General features: G+C 51.1%; 10 protein-coding genes and 1 tRNA gene. 10 read left to right on the forward strand and 1 reads right to left on the reverse strand.

Annotated elements, in window-relative coordinates:
* Positions 1-79 precede the first annotated feature (79 nt).
* Positions 80-1453, reverse strand: coding sequence for a glycosyl hydrolase (locus AB1656_26155; GenBank protein ID MEW6238883.1), 1374 nt, complete (start codon positions 1451-1453; stop codon positions 80-82).
* A 290-nt stretch (positions 1454-1743) separates the two neighbouring features.
* Here AB1656_26155 and AB1656_26160 point away from each other — a divergent pair, with 290 nt between their 5' ends.
* The 10 genes from AB1656_26160 to AB1656_26205 all read left to right on the forward strand — a co-directional run bounded on the left by AB1656_26160 (position 1744) and on the right by AB1656_26205 (position 14438).
* Entirely contained in the window at positions 1744-4728 is a 2985-nt protein-coding gene (locus AB1656_26160; protein MEW6238884.1) for a malectin domain-containing carbohydrate-binding protein, read from the forward strand.
* A gap of 181 nt (positions 4729-4909) precedes the next feature.
* Positions 4910-5230 carry a PadR family transcriptional regulator gene (locus AB1656_26165; protein ID MEW6238885.1) on the forward strand — a complete coding sequence of 107 codons (321 nt, stop codon included), beginning with the start codon at positions 4910-4912 and terminating at the stop codon, positions 5228-5230.
* An 18-nt stretch (positions 5231-5248) separates the two neighbouring features.
* Positions 5249-6658, forward strand: a complete 1410-nt coding sequence (locus AB1656_26170) for a hypothetical protein (protein MEW6238886.1) — start codon at positions 5249-5251, stop codon at positions 6656-6658.
* A 151-nt stretch (positions 6659-6809) separates the two neighbouring features.
* A complete protein-coding gene (locus AB1656_26175; protein ID MEW6238887.1) occupies positions 6810-7862 on the forward strand; it encodes a 3-deoxy-7-phosphoheptulonate synthase in 1053 nt (350 codons plus the stop codon).
* A 199-nt stretch (positions 7863-8061) separates the two neighbouring features.
* The gene (locus AB1656_26180) at positions 8062-8691 is read left to right on the forward strand and encodes a TetR/AcrR family transcriptional regulator (GenBank protein MEW6238888.1); all 630 of its coding nucleotides are present in this window, start codon (positions 8062-8064) and stop codon (positions 8689-8691) included.
* Positions 8688-9803, forward strand: a complete 1116-nt coding sequence (locus AB1656_26185; GenBank protein ID MEW6238889.1) for an efflux RND transporter periplasmic adaptor subunit — start codon at positions 8688-8690, stop codon at positions 9801-9803. The genes AB1656_26180 and AB1656_26185 overlap by 4 nt, the downstream gene beginning before the upstream one ends.
* Entirely contained in the window at positions 9800-12937 is a 3138-nt protein-coding gene (locus AB1656_26190; protein MEW6238890.1) for an efflux RND transporter permease subunit, read from the forward strand. Before AB1656_26185 ends, AB1656_26190 begins: the two co-directional genes overlap by 4 nt.
* Before the next feature lie 134 nt (positions 12938-13071).
* Positions 13072-13145: transfer RNA gene (locus AB1656_26195), tRNA-Arg, on the forward strand.
* A gap of 627 nt (positions 13146-13772) precedes the next feature.
* Positions 13773-13994 carry a helix-turn-helix domain-containing protein gene (locus tag AB1656_26200; GenBank protein ID MEW6238891.1) on the forward strand — a complete coding sequence of 74 codons (222 nt, stop codon included), beginning with the start codon at positions 13773-13775 and terminating at the stop codon, positions 13992-13994.
* A gap of 117 nt (positions 13995-14111) precedes the next feature.
* Complete coding sequence (locus AB1656_26205) at positions 14112-14438, forward strand: DnaB-like helicase N-terminal domain-containing protein (protein ID MEW6238892.1); 327 nt, start codon at positions 14112-14114, stop codon at positions 14436-14438.
* Positions 14439-14525 lie beyond the last annotated feature (87 nt).

Consider the following 14525-nt stretch of genomic DNA (forward strand, 5'->3'; position numbering starts at 1 on the left):
TTATTATTTCGCCCTTTCAGGGCTTAAAAACAAGGATTTCTCTTCAATCGCGTGAACTGTTACTTACTACTATACGCCGTCATGAAAAGAATGTCGGATATATTTCGCCTTTCGCTTCTCGCAGAATGAGGACGGCCAATTCCATCGCGTGATAATCGCCCCACATGCTGGACTCGCCATAAGGAATGCTAGCGCCGGGAGGAATATAATCCCAGCCGTTGGGACGGTGATAAACGGAATGAAGAATCAATCCTTGATGAATTTCGTTCACGGAAAGATAGGGCGCATCGAAAAGCGCCGCCGCTATGGCGAAGCCTGCTCGACGAAAGCGCTGTCCATCAGATTCGGCGTTGTTTGAAATGAGATAATTGCCCAGGCGAATCAATCCCTGCGCCGCGATGGCGGCGGCGGAACTATCGACCGGCTCATATTCGTTAAAGGGATCGGCGGAGCGGTTGAGATAATCGCCGAGACGCGCCAATCCCGGCGCGCCGCTGTCCCAATAGGGAATACCGTCCAGAGGCGTATTCTCGATGTAAAAATCGGATGCGGCGCAGGCGGCTTCGAGCAACTCGCTCAAAATAGCGTTCTTGCCTCCCCACGGCGCGAATTCCTCATCCGCCAGCGTTTCTAGAAATTCCAACTGTTCGGCGAATCCCAGCATCGCCCAGGCGAGGCCGCGCGTCCAAGTAGTGAAGGGAGAGAAGCCTTGCTGCGAGCTGGGACAGCGGAAGCGCCCGTCGTTGCGATTGAAGATCGCTTCGTGAACCGTTCGTCCGCGTACGTCATAAGCGTCGCGGCCTTGGCCATAATAGATATTGTAACGCGCCGTGGCGAGAGCGTGGTGAATCAGCCGTTGCAGAAGCGAGATGGGCCGATCGTTCTCCCCCATCAGAACATGCCCCAATTTATGAGACAAGCCGACAATGCGCAAAGAACGAATCGTATCCACAAACAAAGAATGCGGGCCATTGAAAGAATAGATATAGCCCAAGCCATCCGCCGTCGCCGACCAGCGGCAAGCTTGGACGGCGCCGGAAACCTTGAGAGCCAGTTCGTAATAACGGCGCTCCCAAAGATTTTCGGGAATACGTCCTTCGTTCATCAAGCGGCGCAGATGGCCGTAGGTGGAGATATTGTTGAAGCCGTGATCGTGAACGCCGATGTGCGTAAGATGGGGCGTCATGCGTTCGATAGCGTTGGAGCGGCCAATCTCAAGAAATCGCTCATCGCCTACGGCGTCGAATTGCAGCAGCGCGCAGCCGTATTGAAAACCCTGCGTCCACTCCGTCCAACCGCGCGCCGCGTATTTTCCTTGAACGGTGAAAACAGGCGAACCCTGAGCGGGATTCCAGGTTTCTTCAATGGAGAGAATCTTTTTGCTGGACAGTGCAAAGAGGTTCTCTACTTTAGAAAACAGATTGGCGGCGGTTATAGTGGAATCGTTCTTCATATCCGATAACTCCTGGACGGCGTTTATTGCTTCACGCAATGAATGAAGTTTCATTTTCTAAACTTTCTTCAATCCTGTCCACCTTTATAAATGATGAGTGATGAGTGATGAATGATGATTTTAATATTTGTCCGGGCGGCAAGAGCAAGGTTTTATTCTGTCCTCGCAATACTCAAAAAAATTACGCTCATTGACAACTAGATTTTTGCGGAAGCGATAGGGTAAAGTACAACCTTATAAAGCGCGGACGGCTCATACGGCGCCCCCATTAGGAACGATTGGAGAACAAGATGATTAAACGCTTATTGCTTATGTTGCTCGTCATGCATCTCATCAGTATGGGAATGGCGGCGGAATGTTCTCATGCCGCTAAGGAAGGCCGCGAAGCCGTCGTTATCCAGACGCCCAAGAATGCCTCTTTCCTGGAAAAAATGGCGGCGCAGGAAATTCGCCGCTACGTCTATCTGCGGACGGGAGAATGGGCGAATATCGTCGATGGCGACTCCGCCATTCCATCCGGCGCTTATGCGATTCTGGCCACAGCGAAAAATCGCCCCGAAGCGATAGCCGTTGCGAAGGATATTGATTCTCCATCGCTCGAAGGATTGAATCCGCAACAATATTGGTTGAAAACCATTGAACGCAAAAACTATCGCCTGACGCTGGCCGCCGGGGGCGGCGAGTTGGGGGTTCTTTACGCCGCCTATCATTTTGCGGAAGCCCTCGGCGTCCGCTTTTATCTGCATGGCGACGTGATTCCCGACGAGAGATGGGCGGGGCCATTGCCTGCATTGGACGAGAAGGGTGGGCCGTTGTTCGACTTGCGCGGCATTCAACCTTTTCACGATTTCCCCGAAGGCCCCGATTGGTGGAACCTGGACGATTACAAAGCGATCCTAGCCCAGCTGCCGAAGATGGGGATGAATTTCTTCGCCTTGCATACTTATCCTGAAAACCATCCCAACGCCGAGCCAACCGTCTGGATCGGCCTGCCGCAGGATATCGGCGAGGGCAGCCAGGTGAAGTTCAGCTATCCCTCTTCCTATATGAATACGCTGCGGGGCAATTGGGGTTATGACGAGATGAATACCAGCGATTTCGTATACGGCGGCGGCGCGCTATTCGAGGAGGACGCCTACGGCGCCGACGTCATGTTGGGCAAATGCCCGCAGCCCGATTCGTTGGAAAAGAGTAACGAGTTATTCCAAGAAACGGGCGATATGTTAGGCGACGCTTTTCGCTTCGCGCGACAATTGGGAATCAAGACCTGCGCGGGCACGGAAACGCCGCTCATCATTCCCAAAAGCGTACAACTGCGATTGAAGATGATGGGCAAGGATCCGGAGGATCCCGCCGTAGTTCAAGAACTCTACGAGGGTATGTTCAAGCGGATTATGCAGACCTGCCCGCTGGATTATTACTGGTTTTGGACGCCGGAAGAATGGACGTGGAGCGGCAACACCGGAAAACAAGTGGAAGCAACAAAGCAGGACCTTTTGGCCGCCGATGCGGCGCGAAAGAAAATCGGCGCGCCTTTTACGCTCGCCACTTGCGGCTGGGTGCTCGGTCCGGTCAACGACCGCGCCTTGTTCGATAAGTTTCTGCCCAAAGAGATGCCTATGAGCTGCATTAACCGCGAAGTAGGAAAGACGCCCGTCGATCCCGCTTTCGCCCGCGTGCAGGGCCGTCCCACCTGGGCGATTCCGTGGATGGAGGACGATCCCGGCCTGTTGTCGCCGCAGCTGTGGGCGGGACGGATGCGCGCCGACGCCGCAGACGCCCTCAAATACAGATGCAACGGTTTGATGGGCATCCATTGGCGCACGCGCATATTGGGGCCGAACGTTTCCGCGCTGGCGAAAGCGGGATGGTCGCAGAAGGAATGGTATGATCCCTCGATTCATGAAATTCCGGCGGGCGAGAATTATATCTCCACGCGGGAGCCGATCGCCCATACGAAGATGGATGCTCTCTATCAATCTGCGAGTACGGGTGCGGCGATGTATTCCTTCGCAGCGCCGCAGGGAAAATACTCTATTACTCTGCGCTTCTGCGAAATGCAGAAAAACGAAAAAGGAAAGCGCGTATTTAATGTTAAAATTCAAGACCGAATCGTAATCGCTAAATTGGATATCTTCGCAGAAGCAGGAAAGGACGCGGCTTTAGATTTTCATTTCGCCGGCATTGAATCTAAGGACGGACGGATCGTCGTCGAACTCATTCCTTTAATGGACGCTCCCTGCTTGTCTGCCATTTCCATTCGAGGCAAGGGCTATGCGAATAACCTCAACTGCGGCGGCGAAGCCTATCGCAACTTCGACGGCGACTGGCCGCCCGCCAAGACGATTACACGCGATCAGCCGATATTGGATTTCTATCGAGATTGGGCCAGATGCGAATTCGGCGCTGAGGCCGCGGAGGAAATCGCCACCATTTTCACGAAGATTGATAAGAATACGCCGCGCCCCTCAGAGTGGCAAGACGGTCCCGGCAGCCTCATACACAATCCGCGTTCTTGGCCGGAGATGCGTCAAGAGTACGCATTTGTAGATGAACTGGAAAGCTTGCGTCGTCGAATCATAGGAGCGGGCAATCTTTCCCGTTTCGATTATTGGCTGAACAGTTTCCGTTTCATGAGGGCGACGGAGAAAATCGATTGCGCCTGGTCGGTTTACGATAAAGCCATGCAGAAGGTGAAAGCGGAAAAAGACTCAGCCAAACAAAAGGAAATGGCGGTGAAAAAATTGCTGCCGCTGCGCGCCGAGATTGTCAAAGGCGTAGAGGAGGCGTTCCGGTTCTTATTGCCAACCGTCAGCAATACCGGCGAGATGGGGACAGTCGCCAATCTCAATCAGCACAGTTTGACGCGACTGCTTTATAAACCAGGCGAGGAATTGGAAAAACTGCTGGGCGCACCGTTGCCCGCCGATTGCCAGCCGTCGAAAGAACTCACGGCGCCCGCCGGACTGGCGGTTCCGACGGTTCGCGGCTGCCTCAGTCACGGCGAACCGTTAAGTGTAAAAGCGCTGGTTTGGGGCGTGGATTCGCCGTGCGAGGCGGCCGTCCATTGGCGTCCGATTGGCGAAGGCGAATGGAGAACAACGCCGTTGGAACCTATTGGACGGGGCGTATATAAAGCGGAGATTCCAACAGATAAGCTGGGAAGCAAGGATTTGGAATACTATGTCCGCGTCTCCCCGAAAGAGGGCAAACCGCTGCTATTCCCGGCGACGGCGCCGGAACTCAATCAAACGGTCATTATTCTTCCCGAATGAATTTACTGCGATTAGGAAGTAAAAGATAATCATTTGGACAAAAGAGATATTCTTCCTATCGGCGCTTATTCCTTTCAATTTTGGAGGAATTGATTTCGAGAACTTGGATATTCTTCTTTACCGGATAATATTTTTTAGATATATCGATGATCGTTTACGATCGTCGATAATCGGAGAAATAATGGATTCCATATCGCGCGAGATTCTTCTGAGTTTTTGGAAAATTCACATCTTGCATCATGCCGGCGAAGAAGCCGTTTATGGGCAGTGGATCATGCAGGAGTTGAGGCGGCATGGATACGAAATCAGTCCCGGTACTCTTTATCCGCTGCTGCGAAGGATGGAACGTTGCGGATGGTTGAAATCCGTCTCAAAGGCCGAAGGCTATCCTCGCGAGCGGCGCAACTATCGTTTAACGAATAAAGGCCGCCAAGCGCTGGATCGGTTCCGCGATCAAGTTAAGGAACTATATAAAGAAGTAGTAGAAAAAAACAATAAGTAGAAAGCGTATAACCAACCCATGAACAACAACAATCAATTTCACATGGATTTTCTTTTAATTAAGCCTATCCAGACTTTGTTGCGAAAACCATTCTTTCCCCTTGTTTTTCAAATAATTTCTCTTCTCTTCCTCATGTTTTTCATTTGGAACGGATGGGGAATCGGACTGGCTCAATCCAAACAACAGACCATGACTTTGCGCAAGACCAATCTCACGACGCTTTTCGTCTGGGGATTGTGGTGGCCGGGGATGATTGCGACGGCTTTATTGGCCGGGCGCCTTTGGTGTACGGTGTGTCCGATGGAATTCATCAGCCGTTGGGGGTGGGCGGCGGGACGCTTGCTTGGTTACAATCGAGTCGCCATAACTCCTTGGCTAAGAGCGGGTTGGCTGGTAGTGTTCGCTTATCTGACATTGCAGTTCTTAGTGGCTGGACTATCCATCCATCGCGTACCTCATTTCACGGCGTTAATGTTGATCGTTCTTCTGGCCTTGGCATTGCTTTCGGGGCTTCTCTTCCGCGAAGAACGCGCTTTTTGCAAAACGCTTTGTCCCGCCAAGGCGTTGCTCTCGGTGTATGGCCGTTTCACGCCCATACAGATTGATGTGCGCGATCAAGCCGTATGCGATGCCTGCTCGACGAAAGATTGCCGGGATCCTCGCAAACGCGAACGGTTTGACGCCCGAGCTTGTCCCTCATTGGCTCGTCCGGATGCGCGCAAAAAGGGCGACGAATGCGTCCTATGCTTGCAATGCGCCAAAACATGTCCTCATAACAACATCGGTTGGGGAGCGGCGATTCATGAGAGCGCTTCCCGCCGGCATTTGATTCTACGCCCCTATGAAGCCGTTTTCGTAATGTTCGCCGCTGGATTTGTTGCTCACGAAGTGATTGGCGAAATGAAGCCGATGGACGAATACTTTCATATCGCGCCTCAGGCGTTGAATGCCTTGATCCCCTCTATCGGTTTCGGCTGGTTCGAGGCGCTGTGGTTCCTTTTTCTTGTTCCGGCTCTGTTATGGCTGGCGGCGGCGGGATTGGCTTATCTTTTGGGTCATCGCGGAAGCTGGCGCGATTTACTATTGGCCGCCGCTACGGGCGCCGCGCCGATCATCGCCGTTGCGCATTTAGCCAAAGCGCTGGCCAAGATTTCCTCGTGGGGCGGATTTTTGCCAGGGGCGTTAAACGATCCAGCTGGAATAATTACTTTACAGCGGCTTGAGAACAAAATACTGGCTGCCCCAATACCCTTGGTTGATCTGTCGTTGTTGGGCTGGCTTATGACGGCGGCGCTGTTGGCCATTGCCTGGCGCAATCGGCTTTGGCTGAGCCAAGCAGTCGGCGATCAACTGCCCGCGGCAAGAGCGGGATTTGCTGTTTTCACCGTTTTTTACTCTACGATCTTATTGTCGTGGCCTTGGTTTTAATTGTTTTATCGTACTGACGACGAAAAGATTGTCCGATGCAAGAGGGAATGAAAGGGGAAGAAACGATTCCCCTTTCGTTTTTGGAGCGGGCGCGATTTAATGGTTTCGGTGGAAAATCGCAATGACGATATAATCGATTTGACTTGAAGCCATGCAGCCCATCCAAGACATTCATATAATCGAAAGCCGTCCCTTGCCGCCGCCGGACGAGATTTGCAAAGACCTGCCCATCACCGAAAAAGCGGCGCAAACGGTCTATGAAGGCCGCCAAACCATCAAGCGCATGATGCGGGACATCGACAAGCGGATGCTCGTCATCGTCGGCCCCTGCTCCATCCATGACGAGACGGCGGCTTACGAATACGCCGACCGGTTGAATGCGCTTCAGGAAAAGGTCAAAGAGCGTTTGTTTCTCGTCATGCGCGTCTATTTCGAGAAGCCGCGCACGACCGTCGGTTGGAAAGGCCTTATCAACGATCCCTACTTGAACGGCGATTGCGATATCGCTTATGGTTTATGGAAAGCGCGTAAAATTTTGCTGAATTTATGCCACCGCAACATTTGCGCCGCTTCGGAACTGCTGGATCCAGTTGTTCCGCAATACATTGTCGATCTGATCTGCTGGGCCGCCATCGGCGCGCGCACTACGGAGTCGCAAATTCACCGCGAAATGGCCAGCGGACTATCGATGCCGGTGGGTTTCAAGAATAGCACCGACGGCAACTTGCAAATCGCCATCGATGCTATCCATTCCGCCCGTTATCCGCACAGTTTCGTGGGCATCAATCGCGATGGCAAAATGTATATTTGGAAATCGACGGGTAACGTGTGGGCGCACGTCATCCTGCGCGGGGGGCGGGAGCAGCCGAATTTCGACGCCGACAACCTTCTTTTCGCCAGCCGGAAATTATCGGAGACCAATCTGCCTCTTTTTATCATGGTCGATTGCAGCCATGCGAATGCGGAAGGGCAATACCAAAACCAAGCGACTGTATGGAAATACCTGATCCAACAAAAGATAGAAGGTTGCGACGCTTTGCGCGGACTCATGCTGGAAAGCCATCTCCATGAAGGCAGTCAAAAAATCCCCGCCGATTTAACCCAATTGAAATACGGCGTCTCCATCACCGATCCCTGCATCGATTGGGAAACTACGGAAGAACTTATCCTCTACGCCTACGAAAACCTAGCCGATAAACTGTAAACCCTCCACCGAAAAGGCGGTTTTTCATCATTCATCATTCATCATTCATCATTCATCATTCATCATTTAACTATTGGGGTTTTCGTTTTCACATAAATGAACTATACTTACTTACCGTTCGGTAAATAAAATAATTGAAATTTTTTGAAATTTTTTTGATATAGATTACGTATACCTAACGTTAAGTAAACAGGAAATTATGAACCAAGAACCCATAATGACGGCGATTGAAGAAAAAGCCATACTTGAATCGAAAGATACGAAAGAACAGATATCCCGCGCCGCCACTAAAATTTTTGCTTTTCAGGGCTTTGACGGCGCCAGCATCCGAGAGATAGCCGACGCGGCGGGAGTAACGAAACCCGTTCTTTATTATTACTTTAAGAATAAAGAAGATTTGTATATTTGGCTGATTCGGGACGCTTACGATTTTTTATTGAAGCATCTCAAAGAAATCATTGATGGCGAAGGAGATTTTCATCAGAAATTGAAGAAATTGCACCAAGCTTATCTCGATATCAGTTCCCAATACGAAGATACGACGCGCTTGCTTTTCAGCGCCGCTTTTGCTCCCCGCCGCAGCGCCCCCGCCATCGACATTATGGAGTTAGAGCGGGTGCATATCGACATTCTGAAAGTTTTTTTCGAAAAAGGGATCGAGTCAGGGGCGATTCAGAACATATCCCCGGAAGAAGCGGTATACCATTTTTTCGGTTCGCTAAACGTCTATATTATGTATAGATTATTGCAAGGCAGACCTTATCCTGAGAATCTTGCGGAAAAATTGAATCGTTACGTCTTGTACGGCATTGGAGGCCGAAATTCATGAAAATGCTTCGCCGAATACTTCTCTACGCCGGTTTGTTTATGTTTTTCACCGCCGCGTTTTTCGTAATGTCCATCATTTCGTCCAATCCAGATACGCTCAACGGCGGCGATCTTCCTCCCGCACCCGTGGAACAACTGAAAAGGGTGCAAGTTTTGGAAGCGGCGCCGCAACCGTTCGAAGAGGCGATTTTCGTTCCGGGAGTTGTGGAAGCGAATAACGACGTGCTATTGGGAGCGGCGATACCCGGAATAGTGGAGAAGGTGTTTGTGAAAGAGGGCGACGCCGTCGCCAAGGGGCAGGAGTTGTTCCAGATCGATTTGCGTTCGCGGGAAGCGTCGTTGCGCGATGCGCAAGCCGCGGACGAATTGGCTCGGAAAAGCCTGGAGCGTTTGCAAAAAGTGCGCGAGCGCGGCGACGTAACCGCGCAGCAATTGGACGAAGCGCAATCGGCGGCGCAACAGGCCACATCCCGCCTTAAGCGCATGGAAGTGGAAGTTTCCCTCGGCCATATTTTTGCGCCGGTTTCCGGCATTATCGACCAGGTGGAAGCGGAAGCCGGCGAATACAAGGGCGAAGGGATGTTGTTGGCCCGCTTGCTAAATCTGGATCGGATTAAGATCAGCGTAGGAGCGCCGGAACGTTACGCCGACGCCGTCTCTCGCGAGAGCATAGCCCAGGTTTTTATCGAGGCGTTGGGCGACAAGCGCGAAGCCAAGATCGAACGCGTCGCCTATGGCGCCAATTCACAAACGAATACGTTCGAAGTGCTTTTAACGATGGACAATCCCGACCATCGCATCCGTCCGGGAATGATCGTGAAAGCGCGGCTGACGGTGAAGCGCGTTCCCGACGCCTTGCTGATTCCCTTGTTTTCTTTGGTGAAAAAAGCCAGCGGGATGAACGTGTTCGTGGAAAAGGACGGCCTGGTGGAAGCGCGGCCGGTGCGCATGGGAGCAATTGACGGGGATCGCGTTGAAATTTTGGAAGGAATTCAACCGAATGAGCGCATCGTAGTCATCGGCCATAAAGACCTGGCGGATGGCCAAAGGGTCAATGTCGTGGAAGCCGTAACAACCCTATCCGGCATCGGCGCGAAAGAGGCGGCGCAATGAGTCTATCGGAATTTTCCATTCGTCACAGCGTAACTGTTGTTGTCTTCATCATTATTCTGGTTATTGCGGGTATATATGCTTATACCGTTCTCCCGCGGGAATCGTTTCCCGATATCACCATCCCCAACATCATTATCACTACGGCCTACGAGGGCGTCGCTCCTTCGGACATAGAGAGCCAGATCACCAGCCAGATCGAAAAGAAGGTAACTTCCGTCAGCAATGTAAAGGAAATCCGGTCCTATTCTTCGGAAGGGATGTCGACGATCGTCGTGGAGTTCAATTCCGGCATCGATATTGACACGGCGTTGCAAAAAGTCCGCGATAAAGTGGATCAGGCTAAGAGCGATCTTCCCAACGATTTGGAAGACGATCCTATAGTGGACGAGATCAACTTTTCCGAATTTCCCATTATGTCGGTTATCATCTACGGTCCGATCGGTCTTGTGCGCCTGAAAGAGATCGCCGACGATCTGGCGGACGAATTCGAAACCGTCAACGGCGTATTGGAAGCGCGAGTGACGGGAGGGATCGAACGCGAAATTCGCGTGGTTTACGATCCGGAACGGCTCGCCGCCTATCAAATCGCGGTTACGGACATCATGAACGCCGTCCGGCAGAATAATCTGAATACGCCCGGCGGCAAGATGGATGTCGGAGTCGGAAATTACGTCGTGAAGATTCCCGGCGAATTCGACAATCCCGCAGAAGCGAAGCGCCTAATTGTTACAACGAATAACAACTATCCCGTTTATATCACCGACGTAGCCCGGCTTCAGGATGGCTATGAGGAGCCGGAAACCAAAGCGCGCTTCAACCGCAAAGACGCCGTCGCCATCGACGTTGTCAAGCGCAGCGGGGAAAATATCATCGCCATATCGGATAAAGTCAAAGAGATCATCCAGCAATACGAAACAACTTTGCCCAAGGGAACCCAAATCTCTTTGGTCAACGATCAGTCGAAAGACATCCGCATGATGGTATCCGATTTGGAGAATAATATCTTGTCCGGCCTTATCTTGGTATTGGCCGTCGTTTTGGTCTCGATGGGATTTCGCAATGCGCTGTTAGTCGCTTGTTCGATTCCCTTTTCCATGTTTATCGCCTTTTTCACGCTTTATCTGATGGGATATACGCTGAATATGGTGGTGCTCTTTTCCCTGGTTTTAGCGGTGGGCATGTTGGTGGATAACGCCATCGTCATCGTGGAAAACATCTATCGCCACCGTCAGGAAGGCCGAGACCGGATCACAGCGGCAATGATGGGATCGAGAGAAGTGATGTGGCCGGTAACGACCAGCACTTTGACCACGTTGGCCGCATTTTACCCCATGATCTATTGGCCGGGCGTTACCGGCGAATTTATGGCTTATCTTCCGGTAACGGTTATTATCGCGCTTTCGGCGTCATTATTCGTCGCATTAGTCATCAATCCTACTTTATGTTCCATTTTTTTACGTTCAACCGGCAAGCCGCCTGGCGTTCATCCCAGCCGATTGTTTCGGGGATATAGAGCCGTAATATCCTGGGCGGTGGACAATCCCGGTTTTCTATTGCTGAGCATGGCGCTTCTGATGATTTTCATTTTTTCGGCGTATGGCCGCTTCGGCTACGGCGTAGAATTTTTCCCGGACATCGATCCCAAACGCGCTTACGTCGAAATCAAAATGCCTAAGGGAACCAATCTGGACGAAACGGACGCCATGGCGGAGCGAATCGAACCGGAATGCGTAGAATATCCCGACGTGCGCAGCCTGGTCACCAATGTCGGCACGACGGGATTCGGCGCCGATTCTTTCGTATCCGGCGGAAGGACATCCTCAGATATCGCGCGGATCATTCTCGAATTCAAAGATATGGAAGACCGTTCGATTCCCTCCACGCAAATTCTGAAAGAGTTGCGGGAAACGCTGGCTCCCATCTACCAGGCGGATCTCGAGATCAAGAAAGAAGACGAAGGACCGCCGACGGGTTCGCCCGTCAATATCGAACTTACCGGCGAAAGTTACGAAGTGCTGGAACCGATTATGCGGAGCATCAAAGAGAAGATCAAAGGCATCCCCGGCCTCGTCAATCTGAAGGACGACTACGTCATCGCCAAACCGGAGATTGAAATCAAGGTCGATAAAGAACGGGCGGCTTTGTTTGGACTCTCCACAGCCATGATCGCCACGAACATAAAAACGGCGATTCGCGGCATTGAAGCCGGAGTCTATCGCGATGGCAACGACGAATACGATATTATCGTGCAATTGCCGCTGGAGCGCCGCAAAAGTTTGGATGCTCTGAACAATTTAATGATCGCTAACCTCGCGGGCAAGTACGTCCCAATCAGCTCGGTAGCGGATATCCGGCTTTCCGCCGGTTTGGGAACCATCGTCCGCTCCGATCAAAAGCGCGTGATTACCATCGACGGCGATGTGGAAGGACGGCTGGGCAACGATGTGCTTGCCGATGTGCAAAAGACGCTGGCGGGAATAGAATTGCCCCGCGGTTACAAGATTAACTATCGCGGCGAAAGCGAAGACCAGGAAGAAGCCAAGTCCTTTCTCTCGGAAGCCTTCATATCGGCGTTGATGTTAATCGCGCTCATTCTCGTAACGGAATTCAATTCGATTTTCAAGCCGTTGATTATTTTATCCTCGGTCATTCTTTCCACGATAGGCGTGTTTATTGGATTACTAGCAACTCATATGCCGTTCGGCATTATCATGACCGGCATCGGAGTCATCAGCCTGGCGGGCGTCGTCGTCAACAATGCCATCGTTTTGCTGGATTATATAGGCCAACTGCGCGAACGAGGCGTCGAACCCCGCGAATCGCTGATCCAGGCGGGAATCATTCGCTTCCGCCCGGTGATTTTAACCGCCGTTACCACCATACTGGGTCTTATTCCTATGGCCTTGGGAATCAGTTACGATTTTCGCAATATGGAATGGCAGATCGGAAGCGAATCTGCGCAATGGTGGGGGCCAATGGCGGTAGCCGTCATCTTCGGCTTGGCGTTCGCCACCATATTAACCCTCGTTGTAGTACCCGCTATGGTATCCTTGGGCGACAAAACCGCCGCGGCGATTCATTTCGTAAAATCCCGATTTGCAAAAAGAAAAGAAGCGCCAGAACCTGTTTCATGAAAGAAAGCGTTTATCCAATGTTTCTCACCGGTTCCGCGCCATGGCTGCTTGAAAAACAAGAATGAAGCAATAGAATCAGAACGTTGAATTAAAATAACAAAATCCATTCCAAAAGAAAACCCGGAAAAATTTAAGCGCCGGTAGCTCAATTGGACAGAGCTCCTGACTTCGGATCAGGCGGTTGGAGGTTCGAGTCCTCTCCGGCGCGAGTTGATTTTAATAGACTTACGTCAAGTTAGCCCCGCCCTTAAAATCGCTTGAGTCAACCATGAGTCAACGGCAGAGACTAAACTGAGCTTGAAAAACCGGCTTGCGGAAACTTGCGGAAATATATTTTCAAAGCCGATAAGCCGGGCTATTCCATCATGCCATGACGAACGGCATAGAAGCCGCCTTCCTTGCCCCGTATTGAAAGATTCCTGCCTGTTCGATCTAATCCCCCCATCCTCTCTATCCGTTAAGCTGCAATGCCTTTGTGAAAATTACTAAAATCCATTACATAAAAGCAATATTTGATGACAAAAAACAATGCTGCTGTTCTCCCAACCATTCACTTTATTTTATAAAGTACTTTGCTTATCGAATTCCAACCGATGGGGGCTGGGGAAAAGCGCGGGAGCGTCGCCATAGCAATATTGCCTCTCCCAAAATTTTTTTTGAAATTTTTTGAATGTACAGAAGAACCATTATTTCCGTAAGTACTCAATTATCAATGGATTAATCTGTAGAAATACCCCCCCCGAAAAAAGCCTACCCTAAATCTGCATAACATACAGTAATTTCGGCGAATAATTTACGAAGGAATGCAAAAAACGCTAATTAGGGAGCAAATAGGATGAATGAAGTAAAAAGCAGTTTAACAGCGGTTTTAACGACTCTTGAAGCCGCACGGATTCTACATTTATCGCGTCGAACCTTGGAATCCCTACGGATTCGCGGCGGCGGCCCCCGCTTTGTTCGTATTTCGAATCGTTGCGTTCGCTATCGCCCCGAAGACATTTCGCAGTGGTTGGAAGAACGTTCCAGATTCAACACGAGCGAGGCCGTCAATGAATAATAAAATCGAAAACAAAAAACGCAAGCCTCAACGCCGCCGGAAACGGCGTAAGGTTCCTCGTTATTTTTGGTACATCGATCCGGTTTTGTATTGTGTCATGCTTTGCAAGCGAGAACCATGACAAAGAAGACGATCCCATCCCCGCATAACCTAGACGCAGAATGCCATGTTTTGGGCGCATCGATCCGCGAACCCGAAGCGCTGGCAAGGGCGCGGGCAATCCTTGACGCCGATGACTTCCATGAGCCGAAGCATCAAATCATCTTCGCGGCGCTTTGTTTGATGAGCGATTCGAGACGGGAAATCGATCTTATTTCGTTGGGCGATTGCTTAGAAAAGCGCAACGAATTACAGCAGGCTGGAACCGGCTTTTATCTCGCCGAATTGGCCGCCAATTGCCCGATTGCCTATTCCGGCCAAATCGGCATGGGAATCCGGAGTTAAATCGGCAGGGGATTTCGGAGTAAATCGGCGCCCCAATTCGGACGAATCCGGCGCCCTTTGAAATCCCTTGTACGCTGAGTCTTAGTT

The organism is Candidatus Omnitrophota bacterium (assembly GCA_040755155.1).
GTDB lineage: Bacteria > Hinthialibacterota > Hinthialibacteria > Hinthialibacterales > Hinthialibacteraceae > JBFMBP01.